This is a genomic window from Streptomyces sp. NBC_00523, assembly GCF_036346615.1.
GTDB lineage: Bacteria > Actinomycetota > Actinomycetes > Streptomycetales > Streptomycetaceae > Streptomyces.
In genome coordinates this window covers 4,903,757-4,927,524 of the sequence record NZ_CP107836.1, presented here as the reverse complement: position 1 = coordinate 4,927,524, position 23,768 = coordinate 4,903,757, and the positions used below count along the sequence as shown (strand labels likewise).

Annotated in this window: 18 protein-coding genes; 6 read left to right on the top strand and 12 right to left on the bottom strand. The window is 73.2% G+C overall.

What is annotated here, in order from left to right; all coding sequences use genetic code 11:
- Positions 1-127 precede the first annotated feature (127 nt).
- Together OHS17_RS22545 and OHS17_RS22540 are read left to right on the top strand one after the other, a co-directional pair.
- A complete protein-coding gene (locus tag OHS17_RS22545) occupies positions 128-1,588 on the top strand; it encodes a zinc-dependent metalloprotease (protein ID WP_330313620.1) in 1,461 nt (486 codons plus the stop codon).
- Positions 1,585-2,133 (top strand): NUDIX hydrolase, encoded by a 549-nt coding sequence (locus OHS17_RS22540; RefSeq protein ID WP_330313619.1) that lies wholly within the window; start codon positions 1,585-1,587, stop codon positions 2,131-2,133. Before OHS17_RS22545 ends, OHS17_RS22540 begins: the two co-directional genes overlap by 4 nt.
- A 72-nt stretch (positions 2,134-2,205) precedes the next feature.
- Here OHS17_RS22540 and OHS17_RS22535 read toward each other — a convergent pair whose 3' ends face one another.
- From OHS17_RS22535 to OHS17_RS22520, 4 genes are all read right to left on the bottom strand, one after another.
- Positions 2,206-2,961, bottom strand: coding sequence for an AIM24 family protein (locus OHS17_RS22535; RefSeq protein ID WP_330313618.1), 756 nt, complete (start codon positions 2,959-2,961; stop codon positions 2,206-2,208).
- Between the two features lie 19 nt (positions 2,962-2,980).
- Positions 2,981-3,661 (bottom strand): AIM24 family protein, encoded by a 681-nt coding sequence (locus OHS17_RS22530; protein WP_018105538.1) that lies wholly within the window; start codon positions 3,659-3,661, stop codon positions 2,981-2,983.
- A gap of 11 nt (positions 3,662-3,672) precedes the next feature.
- Positions 3,673-5,307, bottom strand: coding sequence for a TerD family protein (locus OHS17_RS22525; RefSeq protein WP_330313617.1), 1,635 nt, complete (start codon positions 5,305-5,307; stop codon positions 3,673-3,675).
- Positions 5,308-5,438: 131 nt separating this feature from the next.
- The gene (locus OHS17_RS22520) at positions 5,439-6,059 is read right to left on the bottom strand and encodes a M48 metallopeptidase family protein (RefSeq protein ID WP_106430050.1); all 621 of its coding nucleotides are present in this window, start codon (positions 6,057-6,059) and stop codon (positions 5,439-5,441) included.
- 224 nt (positions 6,060-6,283) lie between these two features.
- On the opposite strand from OHS17_RS22520, the gene OHS17_RS22515 reads away from it, so the two are divergent.
- Complete coding sequence (locus OHS17_RS22515; protein ID WP_330313616.1) at positions 6,284-7,432, top strand: ThiF family adenylyltransferase; 1,149 nt, start codon at positions 6,284-6,286, stop codon at positions 7,430-7,432.
- A gap of 41 nt (positions 7,433-7,473) precedes the next feature.
- A complete protein-coding gene (locus tag OHS17_RS22510) occupies positions 7,474-8,991 on the top strand; it encodes an ABC1 kinase family protein (RefSeq protein WP_330313615.1) in 1,518 nt (505 codons plus the stop codon).
- A 203-nt stretch (positions 8,992-9,194) separates the two neighbouring features.
- Here OHS17_RS22510 and OHS17_RS22505 read toward each other — a convergent pair whose 3' ends face one another.
- The 4 genes from OHS17_RS22505 to OHS17_RS22490 all read right to left on the bottom strand — a co-directional run bounded on the left by OHS17_RS22505 (position 9,195) and on the right by OHS17_RS22490 (position 12,861).
- Positions 9,195-9,524, bottom strand: coding sequence for a hypothetical protein (locus OHS17_RS22505; RefSeq protein WP_026171846.1), 330 nt, complete (start codon positions 9,522-9,524; stop codon positions 9,195-9,197).
- 32 nt (positions 9,525-9,556) lie between these two features.
- Positions 9,557-9,934: a WhiB family transcriptional regulator gene (locus OHS17_RS22500; protein ID WP_330313614.1), complete on the bottom strand. Its 378-nt coding sequence runs from the start codon at positions 9,932-9,934 to the stop codon at positions 9,557-9,559.
- Positions 9,935-10,107: 173 nt separating this feature from the next.
- Positions 10,108-10,446: a hypothetical protein gene (locus tag OHS17_RS22495; protein ID WP_018105531.1), complete on the bottom strand. Its 339-nt coding sequence runs from the start codon at positions 10,444-10,446 to the stop codon at positions 10,108-10,110.
- Positions 10,447-10,611: 165 nt separating this feature from the next.
- On the bottom strand, positions 10,612-12,861 hold the full coding sequence (locus OHS17_RS22490; RefSeq protein ID WP_330313613.1) for an ATP-dependent DNA helicase UvrD2: 2,250 nt from the start codon (positions 12,859-12,861) through the stop codon (positions 10,612-10,614).
- A 268-nt stretch (positions 12,862-13,129) separates the two neighbouring features.
- Here OHS17_RS22490 and OHS17_RS22485 point away from each other — a divergent pair, with 268 nt between their 5' ends.
- Positions 13,130-13,387: a mycoredoxin gene (locus tag OHS17_RS22485; protein WP_018105529.1), complete on the top strand. Its 258-nt coding sequence runs from the start codon at positions 13,130-13,132 to the stop codon at positions 13,385-13,387.
- A gap of 65 nt (positions 13,388-13,452) precedes the next feature.
- On the opposite strand, the gene nudC is transcribed toward OHS17_RS22485, so the two are convergent.
- The 3 genes from nudC to OHS17_RS22470 are packed head-to-tail and all read right to left on the bottom strand — an operon-like array spanning position 13,453 to position 19,128.
- Positions 13,453-14,400 carry an NAD(+) diphosphatase gene (gene nudC / locus OHS17_RS22480; protein WP_330313612.1) on the bottom strand — a complete coding sequence of 316 codons (948 nt, stop codon included), beginning with the start codon at positions 14,398-14,400 and terminating at the stop codon, positions 13,453-13,455.
- Between the two features lie 44 nt (positions 14,401-14,444).
- A complete protein-coding gene (locus OHS17_RS22475; RefSeq protein ID WP_330313611.1) occupies positions 14,445-15,839 on the bottom strand; it encodes a dipeptidase in 1,395 nt (464 codons plus the stop codon).
- 10 nt (positions 15,840-15,849) lie between these two features.
- Entirely contained in the window at positions 15,850-19,128 is a 3,279-nt protein-coding gene (locus tag OHS17_RS22470; RefSeq protein WP_330313610.1) for an ATP-dependent DNA helicase, read from the bottom strand.
- A gap of 142 nt (positions 19,129-19,270) precedes the next feature.
- On the opposite strand from OHS17_RS22470, the gene OHS17_RS22465 reads away from it, so the two are divergent.
- The gene (locus tag OHS17_RS22465) at positions 19,271-20,176 is read left to right on the top strand and encodes an SAM-dependent methyltransferase (RefSeq protein ID WP_330313609.1); all 906 of its coding nucleotides are present in this window, start codon (positions 19,271-19,273) and stop codon (positions 20,174-20,176) included.
- Here OHS17_RS22465 and OHS17_RS22460 read toward each other — a convergent pair whose 3' ends face one another.
- Positions 20,177-23,572, bottom strand: a complete 3,396-nt coding sequence (locus tag OHS17_RS22460; RefSeq protein ID WP_330313608.1) for an ATP-dependent helicase — start codon at positions 23,570-23,572, stop codon at positions 20,177-20,179.
- Positions 23,573-23,768: the final 196 nt, after the last annotated feature.

Genomic DNA, 23,768 nt, shown 5'->3' with positions numbered 1-23,768 from the left:
CCATCCTGCCGCAGGGCCGGACCGGGCGGAGCACTGAGGCCCTGAGCGGACTTGGTGTCTACGCTGGATGGTGATGTCGGGCAGTCGCCGTCGGTTCCCCCGGCGGCCCTACGAGCCGAGGAAACCCGTGAGTGACACCCCATTCGGATTCGGCCTTCCGCCGGAGGAGCCGGACGACGGCGACAAGGGCAAGAAGAACGACCCCACCGGAGGTGGGCAGGGTTCGGGCGGTCCGGCGAACCCGTTCGGCTTCGGCCCCGGCGCGGGCGGTGACAACCCCTTCGCCGCCATGTTCGGCTCCATGAACCCGAACGACCTGGGAGCCGCCTTCCAGCAGCTCGGCCAGATGCTGAGCTACGAGGGCGGGCCGGTCAACTGGGACATGGCCAAGCAGATCGCCCGGCAGACGGTGTCGCAGGGCACCCCGGACGGCTCCAAGGACGCGAGCGTGGGCCCCGCCGAGCGCTCGGCGATCGACGAGGCGCTGCGCCTGGCCGACCTCTGGCTCGACGGGGTGACGTCGATGCCGTCCGGTGCCATCTCCAGCGTGGCGTGGAGCCGCGCGGAGTGGGTCGAGGCGACGCTCCCGGCCTGGCAGCAGCTGGTGGACCCGGTCGCCGAGCGGGTGGGCCTCGCCATGGGCGATGTGCTGCCCGAGGAGATGCAGGCGATGGCGGGCCCGCTGATCGGCATGATGCGGTCGATGGGCGGCGCGATGTTCGGCCAGCAGATCGGGCAGGCCGTCGGCGTGCTGGCGGGCGAGGTGGTCGGCTCGACCGACATCGGGCTGCCGCTGGGCCCGGCGGGGCGCGCCGCGCTCCTTCCGCTGAACGTGGAGCGGTTCGGCAAGGACCTGTCGGTCCCACAGGACGAGGTGCGGCTGTATCTGGCGCTGCGCGAGGCCGCCCACCAGCGGCTCTTCGCCCATGTCCCGTGGCTCCGCTCGCACCTCTTCGGCGCCGTCGAGGGGTACGCGCGCGGCATCAAGGTCGACACCAGCAAGCTGGAGGACGTGGTCGGGCAGTTCGACCCCTCGCAGCCCGAGCAGCTGCAGGAGGCCCTTCAGCAGGGCATGTTCCAGCCGGAGGAGACGCCGGAGCAGAAGGCGGCCCTGGCCCGCCTGGAGACGGCCCTCGCGCTGGTCGAGGGCTGGGTGGACGCGGTGGTGCACGCCGCCGCGAAGTCCCGGCTGACCTCGGCCGACGCGCTGCGCGAGACGATGCGCCGGCGCCGTGCGTCCGGCGGCCCCGCCGAGCAGACCTTCGCCACGCTGATCGGCCTCCAGCTGCGTCCGCGCCGGCTGCGGGACGCCTCGCGGCTGTGGGCCTCGCTCACGGACGCGCGTGGTCTTGAGGGGCGCGACGCGCTGTGGGAGCACCCCGACATGCTCCCGACCGCTCACGACCTGGACGACCCGGACGGCTTCGTCCACCACGAGCAGCTGGACTTCTCCGAGCTGGACAAGATGCTCGGCGAGGCGGCGAACGGCCCGAAGAAGGCCGGGCCGGGTGCGGACGCGGACGCGGACACCAAGAACGACGCCACGGACGAGGGCGAAGGCGACGGCAAGGACGACACCGACAAGTGAGCCTGCACGACGACGCCGTCCTCGTACTCAAGGGTTACGGGGCGGGGGCCGACGGCGCCCAGGAGGAGCTGCGCGACGCCTATCTGGAGCACCTCGCGCACCATCCGGACGGCATGTGGAAGTCCTGCGGGGCCGGGCATCTGACGGCCAGCGCCCTGGTCGTGGACCCGGAGCGCGGGCGGGTGCTGCTCACGCTGCACCGGAAGCTGCGGATGTGGCTGCAGATGGGCGGCCACTGCGAGCCCGGTGACGCCACGCTCGCGGCGGCCGCACTGCGGGAGGCCGCGGAGGAGTCCGGGATCGCCGGGCTGACGCTGCTGCCGGGCGGGCCCGTGGTCCTGGACCGGCATGCGATCCCCGCCCCGTGCCACTGGCACCTGGACGTGCAGTACGCGGCGGTGGCGCCGGCGGGCGCGACGGAGAGCATCAGCGACGAATCCCTGGACCTGCGCTGGTTCGCCTACGACGAGGTGGCCGGGGTCGCCGACGCCTCGGTGATCCGGCTGGTGGAGCGTACGCGCGCGGTGCTGGAGGGCGGCCGGTAGCCACCCGTACGACGTGACGAACGGTAAGGGGCGGCCTCCAGGGAGGCCGCCCCTTACCGTTCGCTGGGTGGCTCAGTTCCAGGCGTTGGTCTGGTTCTGGCCGTGCGCGCCGTGCTGGCCCATGCCGTACTGGGCGGCGAGGCCCTGTCCGATCTGGGCGTTCTGCGGCGGCATCAGCTCGCTCGGCTGGACCAGGGCGAAGCCCTGCCCGAGGAAGCTGAGCTCCCAGCCCTCGCCGGTGTTGCCGCGCCTGCGGAAGACGCCCGAGGAGTGCGTCTGGGCCTGCATCTGCACCCGCAGCGAGGTCGACCAGGCGACGATCGCGTCGGCGTCGGCGCTGACGTACTTGTCGGGCGTGACCTGCATCATCAGCGGCTGGCCCGAGGTCATCAGGGCGACCTTGCCGGTGCCGGAGATGTTGAGCTGGTACTTGCCGGTGCCCGAGATGCCGTACTGGCTGTCCACCGCGATGACCTCGGTGTGCAGCGAGGAGTCGAGCGCCAGCACGTAGGAGCTGTCGACCGTCAGGCCGTCGTGGTCGACGTCCACGACGTGGATGTACTGCGCCAGGTTGGCGAAGTAGACCGTGCCCTGCCCGGAGCAGCGCATCAGGTCCAGGCCCTCACCGGTGTGGGCGCGGGAGCGGCGCTGGGCGTTCGACTGGTACTCGCCGTCGAACTCCATCAGCCCCTGGTAGGCGACCATGGCGCCCTTGCGGGCGAGGACATCGTCGTGGCCGGTCAGCGCGACCCGCAGGAGCTGCGGGTTCTGGATGGTGTAGCGCTCCTGGGACTGCTGTTCCGTGAGGCCGAAAAGCGAACTCTGCATGGTGTGTTCTCCCTCCCCGTCAGTGCCGGACGCGCAGCCGGTCGGTGCTGTCCTCGCTCGGCTGGACGACGACGATCCCCTGGCCGGAGAAGGCCATCTGGAACGCCTCGCCGCTGCCCCGCCCGATGAGCGAGGACGCCTTGAAGCTGCGCTTGCCCTTCACCTTGAGGTTCGGGGACCAGGCGACCAGCGCGTCCGGGTCGACGTACGTCTCGTCCTCGCCGCGTCCGCAGTCGACCACGAGCGGCGTGCCGCGCGAGGTGATCGCGACCCAGCCGGTCCCCGAGATGCAGACGTTCCACAGGCCCTGGCCGGCGAACTTGGCGAGGCCCTTGACCCGCTCGACGCCCCAGGTGAGGTGGCCGTCGAAGGCGAGCACATTGGTGCCGTTGACCGAGATCGAGTCGTTGTTGAGGTTGATGACGACGACGTCGGCGCCGTAGTCGGCGAGGTAGAGCAGCCCGTCGCCGGTGCACTTCATGAGGGGCGCGCCCTCGCCGGTGATCCACTGCGAGGCGATCTGGCGGACGGCGGGCGGGTTGGGCTCGTACTGGATGAAGCCCTCGTACGCGACCATCGATCCGGTGCGCGCGTAGAGGTCCTGGCCGGTCGCCATGGCGACCTTCAGCATGGAATGGCCGTGGTTCTCCATCCGTGCCGTGACGGGGGTCGGGGCGTAGCCCGCGAGTTGCTGATTCATGACGGGCTCCCTCAGACCTCGTAGGGCTGGACGACGATGAAGTTGCCGGGCGCACCCCGGAACTGGAGGTTCACGGTCTCCCCGCTGTGTCCGGGGTACGCGTTGCGGCGCAGCCGGACCTGGCTGGAGATGATCACCTGGGACGCGGACGACCACGCCACGACGGCGTTGCAGTCGGCGAAGGTGGTCGGGGTGACCGGCAGCACGACGGGTACACCGTGCGTCTTGACGACGAGGGTGCCGGTGCCCTGGAACTGCATGGTGAACAGGGCGCCGCCGGGGATGCCGTGGCCCTCGATGCGGCGGACCTCGTACTGGAGCGACTCGTCGAAGGCGAGCACGTTCTCGGCGGAGACGCAGACTCCGTCGCCCTGGAGCTCGATGGAGTGCAGATGGGCGCCTTCCTCGGCGAGGAAGACCTGGCCACGGCCGGTGCAGCGCATGAGCTGCATCTCCTGGCCGGTGGCGTTGCCCACCATGCGGCCGGCGAAACCCGCGCCCTTGTAGCTGAAGTCGACCTTGCCCTGGTACATCACCATGCTGCCCTGCCGGGCGAGCACTCCGGTGCCGCCCATGGTCAGGTCGACCCGCATGAGCTGCTGGTTCTGCGGCGTCCAGCGCTGCCCGGTCGCGGTCTCCTTGTACGGCTGGAGCGCGGCCTGGAGACCGGCGCCGGCGGCCTGCGGAACACCGCCGGGCATGCCGTGCCCACCCGGCGGCATGCCGGGAGGCTGCTGGCCGTACGGGGACGGGGCCTGCTGTCCGTAGGGCGCGGGCGCCTGGCCGGGGATCTGCCCGAACTGCTGCTGGGGCTGCTGCCCGAAGTGCTGCGGCGGCTGCTGGCCGGGCTGTCCGTACGGGGCCGGCGCGGGCGGCGGGGGCACGGTGCCGCCGGGCGGGGTCATCGGGGCGACGATCGTCGGCGCGGCGTGCATCTGCTGCTGCGGGGTCGGCACCGGGCCGGGTGCGGGCGGCGGGGTCCCGAAGGACGGCGCGGGCTGCGGAGCCTGGGGTGCCTGCGGGGCCGCCGGGGCGCCGAAGGACGGGGCCGGGGCCGCCTGGGCGGGCGGGGCGAACGACGGGGCGGCGCCCTGCGGCGGCGCGGCGGCGGGCGTCTCCTCGGCGACCTCGCCGCCGAAGTTCTTCAGCAGCGCCTCCAGGCCGCCGTCGAAGCCCTGGCCGACCGCGGCGAAGCGCCAGACGTCCTTGAGGTAGAAGTCGCCCAGCATGACGGCGCGCTCGGTGCTGAACTCCGAGCCGTTGAACGCGTACCGGACGACTTCCTGGCCACCCGCCACGATCCGGATGTACCCGGGCCCGACCTGCGACATCTGTCCGGCACCGTCCACGGTCGCGGTGAACGACAGCTTGTGGATGTTCGCCGGAATGCGGTCCAGGGTGACGCGGAACGACTCGGTGTCACCGCTCTGGGCGCCGAGGAGCTGAATGGACTCCTCGGGGGATTTCGGCTGGTTGAAGAAGATGAAATACCGGTCGTCGGAGAGCTGCTCATTGGCATCGAGCCCGAAGCAGCTGATGTCAAAGCTCAGCCCCGGGCCGGCGATCTGCACACCTACGTACAGGTCCGTCCCCGGCGTGAGATCGCTGATCTTGGCCTTGTGGCCGCGTTGGAATTCCCTGGCCATGCGTAACGACCGTCCCCCATCCGGAAGGTGAATGCGTCGCGTCAGGCTATCCGCAAACTCCGGCATCGGGCGAAGCCGGTACAGACCCGGTACAGAAACACCCGACCCCGCTCACCCGGCGCCACCACCGGTCACTCGCCGCGTGCGGCCGGCAGGTGCGGCAGCCGGTCGGCGGCCACCACACCCTCCAGATAACCGCGGGCGCGCTCGGTGCGGGGATAGGCGTCCAGAAGCCGCCAGAACCGGGGCCCGTGCCCGGGCACCAGGAGGTGGGCCAGTTCGTGGACGAGCACGTAGTCCACGACGTACTCCGGCATGCCCTGCAACCGGTGCGACAGCCGGATGCTGCCCTCGGACGGGGTGCACGAGCCCCACCGGGTGTTCTGGTTGGTCACCCACCGCACGGACGCGGGCCTGGCCCGGCCCTCGAAGTACTGGGCGGACAGGCGCTCCGCCCGCTCGGCGAGCTCGGTGTCACCGAGGACGCGCCTGCTCTCCTGGGCGGCGAGCTTGTCGAGCATCACGTCCACCCAGCGCCGCTCCTCGGCCTCGGACATCCGGGCGGGGATGAGCACGATCGTGCGGTCGCCCTCGCGGTAGGCGGAGACCGTTCTGCTGCGGCGGGCGCTTCTGCGGACCTCGACCGCGCTCGTCGCCGGGGCGCGGCGGGCAGGGTCCGCACCGCGCCGGCGGGGTCCGGCGCCGGGCACGGCAGGCTCCCCGGCGGAGCCGGGCGACGGGTCGGCGGGCACGCCTCGACGTTACCCGCTGTGTGCGGGGGAAGTCCCGCCTCCGGGACGGTTCTCCATGATCGGCTCCACGCCTTGCACCATTTGAACGACTAATACCCACGCCTGTGGATAACTTTCCGCACGTCTCGGCGCCCCGCTGCATTCTGGCAAAGGAACACGCAGAGCAAGTCGCGCACAGCCAGTCGCGCACAACGGAGTCACAGACAGACAGACCGGGGGAAGCCGTGCATCCGATGTTGAAGCCCGCACTGCGCCGCGCTTGGCGGGGCGGGGACACCGTGCAATTCGGAGTGACACCCGCACATGCGGTGAAGCTCGGCCCGATGGATATCGCGACGGGCTGTTTCATGGAACTGCTCGACGGCACCAGAGGCATGCCGCTGCTCCGCGAACAGGCGGCGGCGATGGACTTGAGCGAGCGTCATGTGGACATGCTGGTGAACCGGTTGACGGACGCCGGACTCGTGGACGACGTACGGGCGGGCGGTCCGGCGGCGGACGCGCTGCGGGCCAGGTCCGATGTCCTGGAGCGCCACCGGCCCGACCTGGCCTCGCTCTCCGTGGTGCATCCCGAGCCCGGCGGAGGGATGCGCAGACTCGCGGCCCGCCGCTCGATGCGCGTGCAGGTCCGGGGCGCGGGCAGGGTCGGCGCGGCCGTCGCGGCGGTGCTCTCCGGAGCGGGGGTCGGCCGGGTGGAGGTCATGGACGGCGGGTGCGCGGAGCCGGGGGACGTGTCCCCGGGCGGGCTGCCCGCCTCCGCCGTCGGGGAGCGCAGGGACCTGGCGGCCCGGCAGCTGGTCCGCCGCTCGGCCCCCGGCCCGGGGCCCCGGGCGCCCGGGGCGGCGGGCTGCGGTCCGGCCGGGCACGAGCCGGGGCTGTCCCTCATCGTGGTCGCCCCGCGCGACGGACTCTCGGCGTACGTCCCCGATCCGGGCACCGCCGAGCCGTGGATCTCCTCGGGCACACCTCATCTGTACGCGGGGGTGATGGAGGCCACCGGGTTCGTCGGGCCCCTGGTCCTGCCCGGCGGCACGGCCTGCGCAGGCTGCCTCCAGCTGCACCGGCGGGACCGGGATCCGCAGTGGCCGCGCATGCTGGCGCAGTGGCAGTCCGGACGGCGCGGCGCCGCGCAGGCGTGCGATCTGGGGCTGGCGACGGCGGTGGCGGGGCTCGCGGCGGCGCACGCGCTGGCCTTCCTGGACGGCGAGCTGCCCGTGAGCACCGGTGCGCGGTGGGAGGCGGCGCTGCCGCTGTTGGACTGGAGGTCGGAACGGATCGGGGCGCACCTCGACTGTTCCTGTGGCGCCGCCGGTCACACTGAGGGGGTCCGCGCCTCCGAAGCCGGCACGGCGCACGACACAATGGCCGGGTAACCGCCGCACGCAGCGCGGCAGTCTGGGAATTGGAGGAGCACATGTCTGATCTTCCCCGGAAGGCGGTCACCCGTACCGCCAAGCTGGCCGCGCTGCCGTTGGGTTTCGCCGGTCGTGCCACCTGGGGGCTGGGCAAGCGGATCGGCGGGAAGTCGGCGGAGCTGGTGGCCCGCGAGGTGCAGCAGCGCACCGCGGACCAGCTCTTCAAGGTCCTCGGTGAGCTGAAGGGCGGGGCGATGAAGCTCGGCCAGGCCCTGTCCGTCTTCGAGTCCGCGCTGCCCGAGGAGGTCGCCGGGCCCTACCGGGCGGCGCTCACCAGGCTCCAGGAGGCCGCGCCGCCCATGCCGAGCGGCACGGTGCACGCGATCCTGGCGGAGCGGCTCGGCGAGGAATGGCGGGAGCTGTTCCTGACCTTCGAGGACAAGCCGGCGGCCGCGGCGTCGATCGGCCAGGTGCACCGGGCGGTGTGGCACGACGGCCGGGACGTGGCCGTGAAGGTCCAGTATCCGGGCGCGGGCGAGGCGCTGCTCTCGGACCTGACCCAGCTCAGCCGGTTCGCGCGGCTGCTGGGCCCGCTGGTTCCGGGCATGGACATCAAGCCGCTGATCACGGAGATGCGCGACCGGGTCTCCGAGGAGCTGGACTACGAGCAGGAGGCGCGGTCCCAGCAGGCGCATGCCGAGGAGTTCGCGGACGACCCCGATGTCGTGGTCCCGGAGGTGGTCCACCAGTCGGCGCAGGTGCTGGTCACCGAGTGGATGGACGGGGTCCCGCTGGCCGATGTGATCGCCGACGGCACGGCCGGGCAGCGCGACCGGGCGGGCCAGCTGCTCGCGAGGTTCCTCTTCTCGGGGCCCGCGCGCACGGGCCTGCTCCACGCCGACCCGCACCCGGGCAACTTCCGGCTGCTGCCCCCGGACCCGGAGGCGGACGCGTCCGACGGCGAGGGTGCGGACGAGGCCTCATGGCGGCTGGGGGTGCTGGACTTCGGGACGGTGGACCGGCTGCCGGGCGGGCTGCCGCAGACCATCGGGGACGCGCTGCGGCTGACGCTGGGGGGCGACGCGGACGCGGTCTACGAGATGCTGCGGGCGGAGGGGTTCGTCAAGGACTCGATCGACCTGGAACCGGACGCGGTGCTGGACTATCTGCTGCCGATCATCGAGCCGGCCGAGGTGGAGGAGTTCACGTTCAGCCGGAGCTGGATGCGTTCTCAGGCGGCCCGGATAGCGGATCCGCGCTCCCCGGCCCACCAGTTGGGCAAGCAGCTGAACCTGCCGCCGTCGTACCTGCTGATACACCGGGTGACGCTGAGCACGATCGGGGTGCTGTGCCAGCTCGGCGCCACGGTCCGCCTCCGCGACGAACTCGAGTCCTGGCTCCCGGGGTTCCTGCCGACGGAGGACGTGGAGGACGTGACGGATCTGGAAGTCCCGGAAGCCTTCGCGGGCGACGAGGGATCGGACGACGGGGGCCCAGACGACCCCGGCGCGAAGGGCCAGGATCCGGAGCACGTGCCGCCGGCACCGAGGTCTGCCGAAACGGTGGACGCCGGCTAGCCGGGTCGGGTGGCCTCGGCGGTCCGGGCCCGCCGGGCGGGCCCCCGCCGCGCCCCGCACGCAAACGCCCCCGGGGCCGGTCCGTTGGACGGATCGGCCCCGGGGGTGGGGTCCTGCTGCGCGGGTGACGCTGGGAGGCCTGGCCCGCCGGGCGCAGAGAGCGGCTGCGTCCGGGCGGGGCCTCCGTGGCCGGCCGGGCCGGGTCAGTGCATGACGGCCATGGCCAGCGCGCGGCGGGCGCGCATCGAGGCGCGCTCGGCGCGGCGCTGCATCCGCCGGGCGGAGATCAGGCGCACGGCCTGACGGTTCGCGTCGGCTTCGCGCATGCGCTCGTGCATATGCGCACGGGCCAGGGCTTCTGGGATGAGTTGCATTTCGCGGGTCCTGTTCTGACGCGAGTCGTTCGCGCCGATGATGGTGACGTCTGGGGTCGCGGAGCCTGCGGGCTCGGACGCGGGGGTGGGGATGGTCATTGGAGCCTGGTTTCGGGGATCGTGGGTCAGGGGACGGTCGATGGTTCCGATGCGCTTCATGGGCTTGGGGGCCGGGACCCCCAGGTCGGCGGTCACGCCGCGACCGGGTTCTTGCGCGGACGGCCACGCGGCCGCTTCCGGGCGACGACGACGCCCTGGATGAAGAGCTCACCACCCCAGACACCCCACGGCTCGCGGCGCTCCTTGGCGCCGGCGAGACACGCCTCGACCAGCGGGCAGGTGCGGCAGAGGGACTTGGCGTACTCGACGTCGGCCGGCGACTCCGCGAAGAAGACCTCCGGGTCGTAGGCGCGGCAGGGGACGGGTACACCGAGGTTCTCGATGGCGTCGTCGAGCGCGGTGAGCGCGGTGAGCGCGGTGAGGGGGGTCAAGGTGGAGTCCTCCGTGAGGCCGGGCGGGGAGATCGTGTCGGAAGGCGGTACGGACGGGGCGTGCGCTTCGAGTTGCACGGTGGTGGTGTCCTCGTCTGGTCGTTTCCGGCCTGTTGGCCGGGGGGCGGCTGGTACCAGGTCCTGCTTGTCCCGAGGCCCCTTCTCGTTGTCTCGCCCGTTGAGGCAAAACAAAAGGGCCGCGGATCCCGAGTGGGGTTCCGCGGCCCTGAAGGCGCCGGCCTGATGCTGGATCAGGCTGGATCACTCCAGGGTTCAGGCCCACGGAAGGCCCACATCGTGTGGTGGTGCTTCGTCTGCTCGGTGACGCCGGCTTCCGCTCCCGCACCGACGGCCGCAAAGGCATAGGCCGGGGCCTGTCCCTTCGCTACTGCTGCTGCCGGTGCCTGGGTCGGTCGCTCATTGCGCTCCCGCACGGGAAGGCCGGCCAGGGACATCGGAATGACGGCGGAGACGCCGGACACACCGGTGGCGCGCAGGGAGGACTTCGGGGCACGGGCGAGAAGGCCGAGCGAGCAGGCGGAGACGACCGAGAGATCGGTCATTTTGTTGGTCTCGATGATGCTGATCACTTCAATCGCCTCCTCTCGGCGTCTCGGGGGGACCGGCGGGCCGGTCCTGCGTATTCGGATAAGTACAGCACGGATCCAGGGCTTCAGAGAAGCCGCTGTTTCCGTGGTTAAGAACCTATGGTGACGACTGGGGCGGGCGCAAACTATTTTTGCGACGAGTTTTTCTCACATCTCCCCGGCGACCTCCGCGTCACCCTCACATCCGTCCCCACCTGCGCAGATGTCGAGAACGGCGGCGCCGAAGCGGCCCAGCTTCCGCGCGCCGACCCCGGGGATCCCGGCCAGCTCGCCCTCGCTGCCGGGCACCGCCTCCGCAATGGCCATCAGCGTCCGGTCGGTGAACACGCAGTAGGCGGGCTGGCCGATCTCCTTCGCCCGGCCCGCCCGCCAGTCGTGCAGCCGCTCGTACAGCGCCTCGTCCATGTCGGACGGACAGTCGTCGCAGCGCATCAGCTTCATCTCGCCGGCGTCCGTCAGCGTCTTGCCGCAGACCCGGCACCGGGCCGGCGTCCGGGGCTTCCGCCTGGCCGCCGCCGACCGCCCCTCGCCGCCGCCACCGGCCGCCCCGCCCTCGCCGCTCCGGAAGCCGTCGCCGGCCCAGACGCCGCCCGGGCCGGCCGCCGCCGCACTCCGGCCGCCGGGGCCCGTGGAGCCGGGGCGGAGCCCGTTCAGGAAGCGGGTCGGGCGGCGCCCGGGGCGGCCGCCGGGCGACCGGGAGAGCGACCAGGACAGGGCGAGGTGGAAGCGGGCCCGGGTGACGCCGACGTACAGCAGGCGGCGCTCCTCCTCGATCTGCTCCGGCGTCTTGGCGTAGGTGATCGGCATCATGCCCTCGGTCAGCCCGACCAGGAACACCGCGTCCCACTCCAGGCCCTTCGCGGAGTGCAGCGAGGCCAGGGTGACGCCCTGGACCGTGGGCGCGTGCTGGGCGGCGGCCCGCTCGTCCAGCTCGGCGACCAGGTCGGAGAGCGTCGCCCCCGGGTGGGCCCGCTCGAAGTCCTCGGCGAGCCTGACGAGCGCGGCCAGGGACTCCCAGCGGTCGCGCACCGCGCCGGACCCGGTGGGCGGCTCACTGCGCCAGCCCGTCGTGGAAAGCACCGCGCGCACCTCGGCGGGAAGGTCGTCCGCGTGGTCCAGCAGGGAGTCATTGCCCCCCGCACGGGCCGCGCCGCGCAGGGCCACGCCCGCCTCGCGGACCTCCGCGCGCTCGAAGAACCGCTCGGCGCCCCGGAGCTGGTAGGGCACGCCCGCGTCCGCGAGGGCCTGCTCGTAGACCTCGGACTGGGCGTTGATCCGGTAGAGCACCGCGATCTCGCCGGCCGGGACGCCCGCAGCGATCAGGTCGCGGATGCGGCGGGCGGTGCCCTCGGCCTCGGCGGGCTCGTCCGCGTACTCCACGAAGGCGGGCTCGGGGCCGCGCTCCCGCTGCGAGACCAGGTCGAGGCGGTGCTCGGCGGCCCGGCCGGTGGCCTGGGAGAGCAGCCCGTTGGCCAGGTGGACCACCTGCGGGGTGGAGCGGTAGTCGCGGACCAGCTTGACGACGGTCGCGCCGGGGTGGCGGGTGCGGAAGTTGAGCAGGTGGTCCGGGGTGGCCCCGGTGAACGAGTAGATCGTCTGCCCGGCGTCGCCGACGACGCAGAGGCTGTCCCGGTCGCCGAGCCAGAGGTCGAGCAGCCGCTGCTGGAGCGGGCTCACGTCCTGGTACTCGTCCACGACGAAGTGCTGGTACTGGCGGCGGACATGGGCGGCGATGTCGTGCCGGTCCTGGAGGATGCCGACGGTGAGGAGCAGCACGTCCTCGAAGTCGATCACCGTGCGCTCGCGCTTCAGCTCCTCGTAGGTCTCGTAGACCTTGGCGATCTCCGCCGGGTCGCGCGGGGCGTCCCGCTGGGCCTTGGCGACCACCGCCGGGTAGTCGGCGGGGACGGTCTGGGTGACCTTGGCCCACTCGATCTCGCTCGTGACGTCGCGCAGCTCGTTGCGGTCGAGGCGCAGACCGCTGCGGGCCGCCGCCTCGGCCACCAGCTGGACCTTGCGCTCAAGGAGCCGGGGCAGCTCGCCACCGACCGCTTTCGGCCAGAAGTACTGGAGCTGGCGCAGGGCCGCGGAGTGGAACGTGCGCGCCTGCACCCCGCCGGCGCCGAGCTGGCGCAGGCGGCCGCGCATCTCGCCCGCCGCCCGGTTGGTGAAGGTGACGGCCAGGACGCTCGACGGCTGGAGGATCCCCGCGCGCACCCCGTAGGCGATGCGGTGCGTGATGGCCCGCGTCTTGCCCGTACCGGCTCCGGCCAGCACGCACACCGGGCCCCGCAGGGCCGTGGCCACCTCGCGCTGCTCGGGGTCGAGCCCGTCGAGGACGGCGTCCGCGGTGTCCGGGACCCGGGGGAAGAGGGTGGAGTGCGTCGCTGATGTCACCCCGCCATGCTGCCAGGTCGCCCAAGACGCGTGCGGCGGTTGTCCACAGGGGTGAGGTATCCGTCGTACTAGTGCGGCAGCAGTCCGCACACAGGTCCGGTGCCCGCCCCCGCAAGGGCCCCGGGGGCGGGAATGGCGGCCGGGTCGCATACGTTCACCTGGCGTGCGGCCACGCACGCCCCGGCCCCGTGTGACGTACCAGACGTGTGGGGGCCCGTCCGGGCGTGACGGGACGGCCGGGACCGAAGAGACAGAGGAGCGCGAAGACATGCCGGGCACTGTGACGATGTACAGCACCACCTGGTGCGGCTACTGCCGTCGGCTGAAGGGGCAGATGGACCGCGAGGGCATCGCCTACACCGAGATCAACATCGAGCAGGACCCGGAGTCGGCCGCCTTCGTCGAGAAGGCCAATGGCGGAAACCAGACGGTCCCGACCGTGCTGGTGGTCCCCGAGAGCGGCGGCGAGGACGTCGTGATGACGAACCCGAGCCTCGCCCAGGTGAAGCAGGCCCTCGGGGCCTGATCCCCGGGCGGTCCCGCCCCCTCCGGTCCCGTACCGGTGGGGGCGCTGCCATGTCCGGGCGCGGGTCAGGCGCCCGCGCGCACCGGCTTCGGGAGCGGCTTGCCGTACCAGAGCTCGATCAGCCGGGAGGCGATCGAGATGCCGAACGGGGGCAGCATCTCGCCGGACTCGAAGGCGGCGGTCAGCTCCTCGCGGGAGAACCAGCGCGCCTCCTCGATCTCCTCGCCGTCCACGGTGATGTCGAACGTGCTGGCGCGGGCCATGAAGCCCAGCATCAGGCTGGACGGGAACGGCCAGGGCTGGCTGGCGACGTACTCGACCTCGCCGACCGTGATGCCGGCCTCCTCGAAGACCTCGCGGGCCACGGACTGCTCGATCGACTCGCCCGGCTCCACGAATCCGGCGAGCGTGGAGAAGCGGCCCTCGGGCCAGTGCACCTGGCGGCCGAGCAGCGCCCGGTCCTGGTCGTCCGTGACCAGCATGATGACCGCCGGGTCGGTGCGCGGGTAGTGCTCGGCGCCGCAGGCCGGACAGCGGCGGATGTGTCCGGCCGCCGCGATCACCGTGCGCTCGCCGCAGCGGGAGCAGAAGCGGTGCAGCCGCTGCCAGTTCTCCAGGGCCACCGCGTGCACCATCAGGGCGGCGTCGCGCGGGCCCAGCAGCATCCCCGCCTCGCGCAGCCCCGCCGGGCGCGCCGACTGGTCCATGCGGCCGGGCAGGGTGTCCTTCTGGAGGGCGAAGTAGCTGACGCCGTCCGCGTCGGTGCCGAGGAAGTAGCGGTGGGTCTCGGTGACGGGGGCCTCGAAGGCGGGCGTCATCACGAGCTCGGTGCCGTCGTCGGTGTCGTCGATCAGCACCTGCCCCCCGGAGACGACGAAGACCCGGGTCGTCGGGTGGCTCCACGCGGCGGACAGCCACGCCTCGTCAAGGCGGTGGTGCGCCGCGCGGTCGATGCCGCTCGGCGCGGTCAGACCGATGGGCCGGTCCGTGGTGGCGTTGTCGAAGGTGCTCACAGGTGCTTCCTACTCCCCCGGGATGGTTCGGGCGTTCAGAGAATTCAGCGGAGGGCGGCCGCCAGGTCGCTCCAGAGGTGGGCGGCGGTCTCGACGCCCTTGAGGAGGAGGTCCAGTTCGACCTTCTCGTCGGGGGCGTGCCAGCCGTCGGACGGTACGGAGATGCCGAGGAAGAGAACGGGCGCGCCGAGCACGTCCTGGAGGTCGGCGGCGGGTCCGGAGCCTCCTTCGCGGGTGAAGAGGACCTTCTTGCCGAACGCCCGGCCCATGGCACGGGCCACCGCCTGGAGCGCGGGGTGGTCCAGGGGCGTCAGGCAGGGCCGGGTGGCGGGGAGGAAGGTGATCCGGTGGCTGATCCCGGCGGGGACGCGGGCCTCGGCCCAGGTCCGTACGGCCTTCTCGATGTGGTCCGGGTCCTGGCCCGCGACCAGGCGGAAGCTGATCTTCGCGCGGGCGGACGAGGGGATGATCGTCTTGCTCCCGGCGCCCTGGTAGCCGCCGCCGATGCCGTTGACCTCGGCGGTCGGGCGGGCCCAGATCCGTTCCAGCGTCGAGTACCCGGTCTCTCCGGAGGCGGCCCGGGACTTGGCGGTGTGCAGCCAGTCGGCCTCGTCGAAGGGCAGCTCGGCGAAGAGCGCGCGTTCGGTCGCGCTGACCTCGGCCACGCCGTCGTAGAAGCCGGGGACCGCGACCTTGCCGTCCGCGTCGTGGAGCGCGGCGACGAGGCGGGCGATCTCGGTGGCCGGGTTCGGGACGGCGCCGCCGAAGGAGCCGGAGTGGATGTCCTGCGCGGGTCCGTGGAACTCGATCTCGCACTCGGCGAGGCCGCGCATCCCGGTGCAGACGGTCGGGGTGGTCTCGTTCCACATGCCGGTGTCCGAGACGATCACCGCGTCGGCGGCGAGGCGGCCCGCATGGCGCTCGACCAGGTCGCGGAAGTGCGGGGAGCCGGACTCCTCCTCGCCCTCCACGATCAGCTTGAGGTGCACGGCGGGGGCGGTGCGGCCGGTGGCGGCGAGGTGGGCCCGTACGCCGAGGGTGTGGAAGAACACCTGCCCCTTGTCGTCGGCCGCGCCGCGCCCGTACATCCGGCCGTCGCGGATCTCCGGCTCGAAGGGCTCGCTGCTCCAGCCGTCCTCGCGGGCGGCGGGTTGCACGTCGTGGTGTCCGTACACCAGGACCGTGGGCGCTGCCGGGTCGTCCGAGGGCCATTCGGCGAAGACGGCGGGTGCGCCGTCGGTCTCCCAGACCTCGGCGACCGGGAATCCGGTCTCCTTCAGCTTGGCCGACAGCCACTCGGCGCTGCGCCGTACGTCGCCCTCGTGCTCCGGCTGAGCGGATACGGAGGGGATGCGCAGCCACTCGGCGAGGTCGTCGAGGAAGGCCGCGCGGTGCTGCTCGGTGTACGTGCGGACGGCGCTGTCCGGGGTGTCGCTCATGACCTTCAGCTTATCCGTCCGACGGAAGTGGCTCGTCCAGGAGGATGCGCTCCAGCTCCGGACGGCCCGGCAGGGAGGCCGGGCGGACGGCCTCGCCGCTGCGGACGAAGAGGAAGGTGGCCGTGACGTCGGTCAGCGGGAGTCCGTGCAGCTCGGCCCAGGCCAGCCGGTAGACGGCGAGCTGGAGCGGGTCGGCGGTGTGGGTGCGGCTGGTCTTCCAATCCACGATCTCGTACGTGTCCCCCGTGCGGTACACGGCGTCGATCCGGCCCCGGATGACCCGGCCCGCCAGGGTGATCTGGAACGGCGTCTCCACGCGGTACGGGGTGCGTCGGGCGTACGGGGTGCGCTCGAAGGCTTCCTTCAGGTCGGCGAGGTCGCGCTCGTCGGCGATGTCCGCGTCGCTCTCGTCGCCCCCGGGCAGCTCGTCGGGGCCGAGCATGGGCAGCGGCAGCTCCTCGAACCGGGACTCCACCCAGGCGTGGAAGCGGGTGCCCCGACGGGCGGCGGGCTGCGGCGGGCGGGGCATGGGCCGGGCCAGCTCCCGGGCGAAGGCGTCGGGGTCGTCGGCGAGGCGGAGCAGTTGGGTGGCGGAGAGCGAGGCGGGGACGAGGACGTCGCGCACGGTGGCGCGGGCCCGGCGCAGCTCCCCGGCCAGCGCGTCGAGGTCCCGGTCCCAGGAGGCGAGGGTGCGCGTCTCCTCGGGGGTGAGGCGGGCGTGCGTGCGGGGGGCCGGGACGTCCGGGGCGTCGGCCGGGACCTCAGGGGCCTCCGGCCGGGCCAGCAGCTCCATGACCGTGTCGGCGGCGGCCCGGCGGCGGGCCAGGGCGGTGTCGTCCAGCGGGAGCGGCCAGGCGTGGTCGGCGGACGCCTCGGCCAGGGCCGGGTTCTCGTCGGTCTCCTCCGGGGCGTCCGCCCACACCTCGATCTCGCCGTACCCGGCGGCGCAGTGCTCGTGCAGCGCGTCGAGGAAGGGGGACGGGCCGCGCGGCTTCTTCTGGGTGGGGCCCCACCAGTGGCCGGAGCCGAGCAGCAGCGTGCGGGGGCGCGTGAAGGTGACGTAGCCGAGGCGCAGCTCCTCCGTGTGCTGGTGCTCCTTCATCTCGGCCTTGAAGCCCTTGAGGCCCTTGGCGTCGTAGCTGTGGAGGGCGGGCAGGGTGGCGGTGTCGCCGCGCAGGGCGTGCGGGAGGACCTTGGCCTGGGAGGTCCAGGCGTCCCGGGACTGGCCGCTGGGGAACTGGCCGGTGACCAGGCCGGGCACGGCGACGACGTCCCACTCCAGGCCCTTGGACTTGTGCGCGGTGAGGACCTTGACGGTGTTCTCGCCGCCGGGCAGCGCGTTGTCGAGGCCCTTCTCGTACTGGACGGCGGTGTGCAGGAAGCCGAGGAAGGCGAGGAGCGTGGCCTCGTTGTCGACGGCGGCGAAGCGGGCGGCGACGTCGAGGAAGTTGCCCAGGGTCTCGCGGCGGCGGGCGGCCAGGGCCTGCGGGGACGCGGAGAGCTCGACCTCCAGGCCGGTGGTGGCGAGGACCCGGTGCAGGACGTCCATCAGGGGGTCGGCGAGGGAGCGGCGCAGGTCGCGCAGTTCGGCGGCGAGGCGGGCGAAGCGGACGCGGGCCTCGGCGGAGAACGGAAGCCGGTCGTCCTCCTCGCCGCCCCCGTCCAGGAAGGTGTCCAGGGCGTCGGCGAGGGAGATCACCTCGGCCGGGTCGATCCCCTCGACGGCCTCGGCGAGCCTGCGGTCGGGGTCGTCGTCCTCGTCGTCGCCGTGGGCGGCGCGGTGCACCAGGAGGCGGGCCCGACGGCCGAGCAGGGCCAGGTCGCGGGGGCCGATGCGCCAACGGGGGCCGGTGAGCAGGCGGACCAGGGAGGCGTTGGCCCCCGGGTCCTGGAGGACCTCGCAGACGGCGACGAGGTCCGCGACCTCGGGGAGGTGGAGCAGCCCGGAGAGGCCGACGACCTCGACCGGGATGTCGCGGGCGACGAGCGCGGCCTGGATCTCCGGGAAGTCACCGGCAGTGCGGCACAGGACGGCGATCTCGCCGGGTGCCTTGCCGGTGCGCACCAGGTGGGCGAGGGAGTCCGCGAGCCAGGCGATCTCCTCCGTGTGGGTGGGCAGCAGGGCGCAGCGGACGAGGCCGTCGCGCTCGGCGCCGGGGGCGGGGCGCAGGGCTTCGACGCCCTCGTGCATGGCGCGCAGGGGCGCGGCGAGCCCGTTGGCGAGGTGGAGGAGGCGGCCGCCGCTGCGGCGGTTCTCACTGAGGGCGTAGCGGGTCGCGGGGGTGCCGTCGGCGTGCGGGAAGTGGCTCGGGAAGTCGTCCAGGTTGGCGACGGAGGCGCCGCGCCAGCCGTAGATGGCCTGGCAGGGGTCGCCGACGGCGGTGACGGCGTGCCCGGTCGGTTCACCGGTGCCGGGGCCGCTGCCGAAGAGGGCGGAGAGCAGGAGGCGCTGGGCGACGGAGGTGTCCTGGTATTCGTCCAGCAGGACGACCCGGTACTCGTCGCGGAGGATCGTGCCGACCTCGGGGCGGGTGAGGGCGAGCTCGGCGGAGAGGGCGATCTGGTCGCCGAAGTCGAGGAGGTCGCGGCTCCGCTTCGCCTCGCGGTAGCGCCGGGTCAGGCTGAGCAGTTCGCGGCGGGCCTCGGCGGTCGCGGGGATCCTGCGCAGCTCCTCGTTGCTGAGCTTCGCGGTCGCGAGCGCGTCCAGCAGTCCGGTGTCGTACGCGTCGAGCTGTTCGGGGCGTACGAGGTGTTCGGCCAGCTCGGCGTCGAGGGCCAGGAGGTCGCTGACGAGGGTGGGGAAGGACCGGGTCAGGGCCGGGTAGGGGCCGGGGGCCTCGCGCAGCACGCGGGCGGCGAGCTGGTAGCGGGTGGCGTCGGCGAGGAGGCGGGTGCCCGGTTCGAGCCCGATGCGCAGTCCGTGCTCGGTCAGCAGCCGCCCGGCGAAGGCGTGGTACGTGGAGATGCCGGGCTCGCCCGGGGGGTTGTCCGGGTCGATCACGTCCGGGTCGGTGATCCCGGCGGCGACGAGTGCCTTGCGTACGCGCTCGGCGAGCTCACCGGCGGCCTTGTTGGTGAAGGTGAGCCCGAGGACCTGTTCGGGGGCGACCTGGCCGGTGCCGACCAGCCAGACCACGCGGGCGGCCATCACCGTGGTCTTCCCCGACCCGGCTCCGGCCACGATCACCTGCGGGGCGGGCGGCGCGGTGATGCAGGCCGTCTGCTCCGGGGTGAAGGGGATGCCCAGCAGCTCCTTGAGCTGCTCGGGATCGGTGAGGCGCGGGGACACTCCACAGAGGCTAACCGGCGCCACCGACAACCCACGAAGTCGTGGAGGGGGCGCACCTCCCCGCCTCCCGGTGGCGTCCGTCACACCGAAGCGGGTCTAAATTATCTGCTGGTCGCACCAACAGCCTTACGAGGACGGTCATATGAGCGCCGACGCATCCGCCCCTGACGCCACCGAGCTCAGGAAGCGCATCGACACGACGAAGGCGCACCCCGCGCGGGTCTACGACGTCTTCCTCGGCGGCAAGGACAACTACCCGGCCGACCGCGAGGCCGCGGCCATGGCGCTGGCCGCCAATCCGCGCGGCTACCTCACCGTGCGGCACAACCGGGACTTCATGCGGCGGGCGGTCACCCTCACCGCGAACGAGGGCATCCGGCAGTTCCTGGACGTCGGCACCGGGCTGCCCACCCAGCAGAATGTGCACCAGATCGCGCAGCGCGTCGCGCCCGAGTCGCGCGTCGTCTACGTGGACAACGACCCGGTGGTCCTCGTGCACGCGCAGGCCCTGCTGACCAGCGGCCCCGAGGGCCGCACCGACTACATCGAGGCGGATCTGCGGGACCCGGACCGGATCCTGGAGGCGGCCCGCCGCACGCTGGACTTCGACCGCCCGGTCACCCTGGTCCTCGCGGCCGTGACCCACTTCATCGAGGACGAGACGGCCTACCCGGTCGTGAAGCAACTGGTCGACGCGCTGGCCCCCGGCAGCGTCCTCGTCCTGAGCAATGTCAGCTCGGACCTCAACCAGGAGCAGGTCGGCAGCATCACCAAGGGCTTCAAGGAGCGCGGCTTCGCCATGGTGCGCCGGTCGTACGCCCAGATGGAACGCTTCGTCACCGACAACGGCCTGGAACTCCTGGAACCCGGCATCGTCCCCGTGCACCGCTGGCGCCCGGAGCGTGTGGTGGACCTGCCGGAGGCCGAGAGCCCGGACCCCGAGTTCGTGGCGGGTCTGGACGAGCTGGACCGTACGCGCTACCAGGACATCAACGACGTCACCGACGCCGACGTCAGTGTGTACGGCCTGGTGGCCCGTAAGAACTGATCACTCCAGGACGTGCCGGCCCTCCGGCTGCGCGCTGCACGACGCCTTGAAGGAACAGTGGCCGCAGTGCTGGCCGGTCGTCGGTGTGAACCGTTCGTCCAGGACCCGGCCCGCCGCGGTCGCCAGCAGGTCGGAGACCCACTCGCCGTCCGGCGGTGCCTGCGCCTGCACCTTGGGCGCGGCGTCGCCGCCCTCCTTCTTGGGGGCGGGCTGGCGCAGCTGTACGAGTTCGGCGCCGCCCGGCTCCGGCCGCGTACCGCCGAAGGCGTCGTCGACCGCGCCTTCCCGTACCGCCAGCTGGTAAACGGCGAGCTGGGGGTGGCGGTGGACCTCGTCCCTCGTCGGGGACTGCTTGCCGGTCTTGAAGTCGACCACGTAGGCGCGGCCCTCGGCGTCGCGCTCGACGCGGTCCATCGAGCCCCGGATGCGCACCTCGTACTCCCCCGCCTCCAGCGTCACGTCGAAGTCGTGCTCGCTGGCGACGGGGGTGCGTCCGGCCCGGTCCATGACGTGCCAGCGCAGGAAGCGTTCGAGGGCGGCGCGGGCCTGCTCCTTCTCCTGGCGCGACTTCCAGGGGGCGTCGAAGACGAGCCCGTCCCAGACCGAGTCGAGCCGTTCCATGAGGACGGCCAGATCGGCGGGCGTACGGCCGGAGGCCACCTCGTCGGCCAGAACGTGGACGACGTTCCCGAACCCCTGGGCGGCGGTCGCGGGCGCGTCGGCCTTCACCTCGCGGCCCAGGAACCACTGGAGCGCGCAGGTGTTGGCGAGCTGGTCGAGCGCGCTGCCGGAGAGGGTGACCGGCTGGTCCCGGTCGCGCAGCGGCACCGCCGAGCGGGTCGGCTCGTACAGGCCCCACCAGCGGTACGGGTGCGCCGACGGTACGAGCGGCTGGCCGTCGTCGTCGGTGAGCGCCGCGAGCCGGGCGAGGCGGCGGGCGGCCTCCTCGCGCAGCGCGTCCGACGCGGCCGGGTCCACGGTGGTGGCGCGCAGCTCGGCGACGAGCGCGGCGACGGACAGCGGGCGGCGCGGGCGGCCGGTGACGTCGCGGGGTTCGACGCCCAGCTCGGCGAGGAAGCGGGAGGGCTGGTCGCCGTCGTCGGCGGGGGCCTTGACCGCCGTGACCACCAGGCGCTCGCGGGCGCGGGTCGCCGCCACGTAGAACAGCCGCCGTTCCTCCGCGAGGAGGGCGCCGGGCGTCAGCGGCTCGGCGAGCCCGTCGCGGCCGATCCGGTCCGCTTCGAGGAGCGAGCCCCGGCGGCGCAGGTCCGGCCACAGCCCTTCCTGGACGCCCGCGACGACGACGAGGCGCCACTCCAGGCCCTTGGAGCGGTGGGCGGTCATCAGCCGGACGGCGTCGGGGCGGACCGCGCGGCGGGAGAGGGTGTCGGCCGCGATGTCCTGGGCGTCCACCTCTTCCAGGAAGTTGAGGGCGCCCCGGCCGCCGGTGCGCTCCTCGGCGCGGGCGGCGGTCTCGAACAGCGCGCACACCGCGTCGAGGTCGCGGTCGGCGTTGCGCCCCGCGGTGCCCCCGCGCAGGGCCGCCCGCTCCAGCCTGCCCGGCCACGGGGTGCCGGACCACAGCGCCCACAGGGCTTCCTCGGCGGTGCCGCCCGCCTCAAGCAGCTCGCGGGCGGTACGCAGGAGCGCGCCCAGGCGCTGGGCGCCCCGGGCGTACGCCGGATCGTGCGCGACCAGGTGTTCCGGCTCGGCGAGCGCCCGGGCCAGCAGCTCACCGGAGGGCGCGGGCACCTTGTTCCCGGCGGCGCGCTCCTCGTCCCGCAGGGCGCGGCCGAGGCGGCGCAGGTCGGCGGCGTCCATCGCGCCGAGGGGCGAGGCGAGCAGGGTGAGCGCGGTCTCGGTGTCGAGCCAGGAGGAGGCGGGGGGCCCGGGGGCTTCGGGGGTGTCCGGGGTGTCTGGGGTGTCCGGGGTGTCCGGGGTGTCCGCCGCGTCCCCGTCCCCGCCCGCCCCGCGCACCGCCGCCTCCGCCACCGCGCGCAGGGCCGTCAGGAGCGGGCCCACCGCCGGTTCGTGGCGCAGGGCCAGGTCGTCGCCGTCGACCTCCAGGGGGACGCCCGCCGAGGTCAGGGCCCGGCGCAGGGAGGGCAGCGTACGGCCTCCGGCGCGGACGAGCACCGCCATCTCGGACCACGGCACCCCGTCCTCCAGGTGCGCCCGGCGCAGCAGGTCCGCGATGTTGTCCAGCTCCGTGGAGGCGGTCGGGTAGGTGTACGCCTCGACGGAGCCGCCCTCGCGGACCGCGCCGAGTTCGCGGTGGGCGCGGACCTTCGCCGACGGCAGCCTGGTGAGCGGCATCCGCCGGGTGAGCAGCCGGGTGGCGGCGAGCAGCCGGTCGCCGGAGCGGCGGGAGGTGGTGAGGACGCCGACCGGGGCGGGTGCGCCGTCCGCGCGCCGGAACATCTCCGGGAAGTCGAGGATGCCGTTCACGTCGGCGCCCCGGAACGCGTAGATCGACTGGTCCGGGTCACCGAAGGCGATCAGGTCGCGCCCGCCGCCGCCCCCGGGGGCGCTGCCCCGGTTCCCGGCCAGCGCGTGCAGCAGCCGCACCTGGGCGGGGTCCGTGTCCTGGTACTCGTCCACGAAGACCGCGTCGTACGCCCCCGCCAGCTGCGCCGACACCTCGGGGCGCTCCGCGAGCAGCACCGCGCGGTGCACCAGCTCCGCGTAGTCCAGCACGCCCTGGGCGTCCAGCACGTCGAGGTATTCGGCGAGGAAGCGGGCGGCGGCGCCCCAGTCGGGGCGGCCGGTGCGCCGGGCGAAGGCGGCGAGGGCGTCCGGGCCGAGGCCCAGCTCACGGCTGCGGGCGAGCACCGCGCGTACCTCGTCGGCGAAGCCGCGCGTCGTCAGGCAGGCGCGCAGCTCGTCGGGCCAGCTGATATGCGGGCGCCCCTCCTTCTCCAGTTCGAGCTGACCGGCCAGGAGGTCGCGGACGGTCACGTCCTGCTCCGGGCCTGAGAGCAGCCGCAGCGGGTCCGCGAAGAGGTCGGCGTCCTGGTGGGCGCGGACGAGGGCGTAACAGAAGGAGTGGAAGGTGGTGGCCTGCGGGCCCCGGGCGGCGCCGAGCCGGGCGGCCATCCGGTCGCGCAGCTCCACGGCGGCCTTGCGGCTGAAGGTGAGGACCAGCAGGCGGGCCGGGTCGGCACCCCGGGCGATGCGCGCGGCGACGGCTTCCACCAGCGTCGTCGTCTTGCCCGTACCGGGTCCGGCGAGGACCAGGAGCGGGCCGCCCGGGTGGTCAACCACCGCGCGCTGCGCCGCGTCCAGGAGAGGGGGCTCCACCGAACCCGGCAGGGTGCGCACCAGCCGGTACGGGCCCGTGGTCCCCGGCCGTGCGTGACGGTGAGGACTGTGCCGGGTGGTGGAGGAGGTGCTCACGTGGGTTCGCCGGTCCTGGTGGGTGTACGGGTGGTGAGGGCGCGGCGTCCGCCGCGAACTGAAGACGCTACTCCGGCGCGCCCCCCGAATGCGGCGGGACGGCTGCGGGGATCGTCACGTTCTCCCGGCCGCACACCGCCGGACGGCCGGACGCCCCCGGAGGGCCGGGTCGCGGACGGGCCGCCGCCCGCCCCGC

Excerpts from the sequence above, each read along its gene's own strand:
- OHS17_RS22525 (WP_330313617.1), bottom strand. The coding sequence starts at position 5,307 with ATGGCCAGGGAATTCCAACGCGGCCACAAGGCCAAGATCAGCGATCTC.
- OHS17_RS22465 (WP_330313609.1), top strand. The coding sequence starts at position 19,271 with ATGAGCGCCGACGCATCCGCCCCTGACGCCACCGAGCTCAGGAAGCGC.
- OHS17_RS22485 (WP_018105529.1), top strand. The coding sequence starts at position 13,130 with ATGCCGGGCACTGTGACGATGTACAGCACCACCTGGTGCGGCTACTGC.
- OHS17_RS22475 (WP_330313611.1), bottom strand. The coding sequence starts at position 15,839 with ATGAGCGACACCCCGGACAGCGCCGTCCGCACGTACACCGAGCAGCAC.
- OHS17_RS22510 (WP_330313615.1), top strand. The coding sequence starts at position 7,474 with ATGTCTGATCTTCCCCGGAAGGCGGTCACCCGTACCGCCAAGCTGGCC.
- OHS17_RS22530 (WP_018105538.1), bottom strand. The coding sequence starts at position 3,661 with ATGAATCAGCAACTCGCGGGCTACGCCCCGACCCCCGTCACGGCACGG.
- OHS17_RS22535 (WP_330313618.1), bottom strand. The coding sequence starts at position 2,961 with ATGCAGAGTTCGCTTTTCGGCCTCACGGAACAGCAGTCCCAGGAGCGC.
- OHS17_RS22505 (WP_026171846.1), bottom strand. The coding sequence starts at position 9,524 with ATGAAGCGCATCGGAACCATCGACCGTCCCCTGACCCACGATCCCCGA.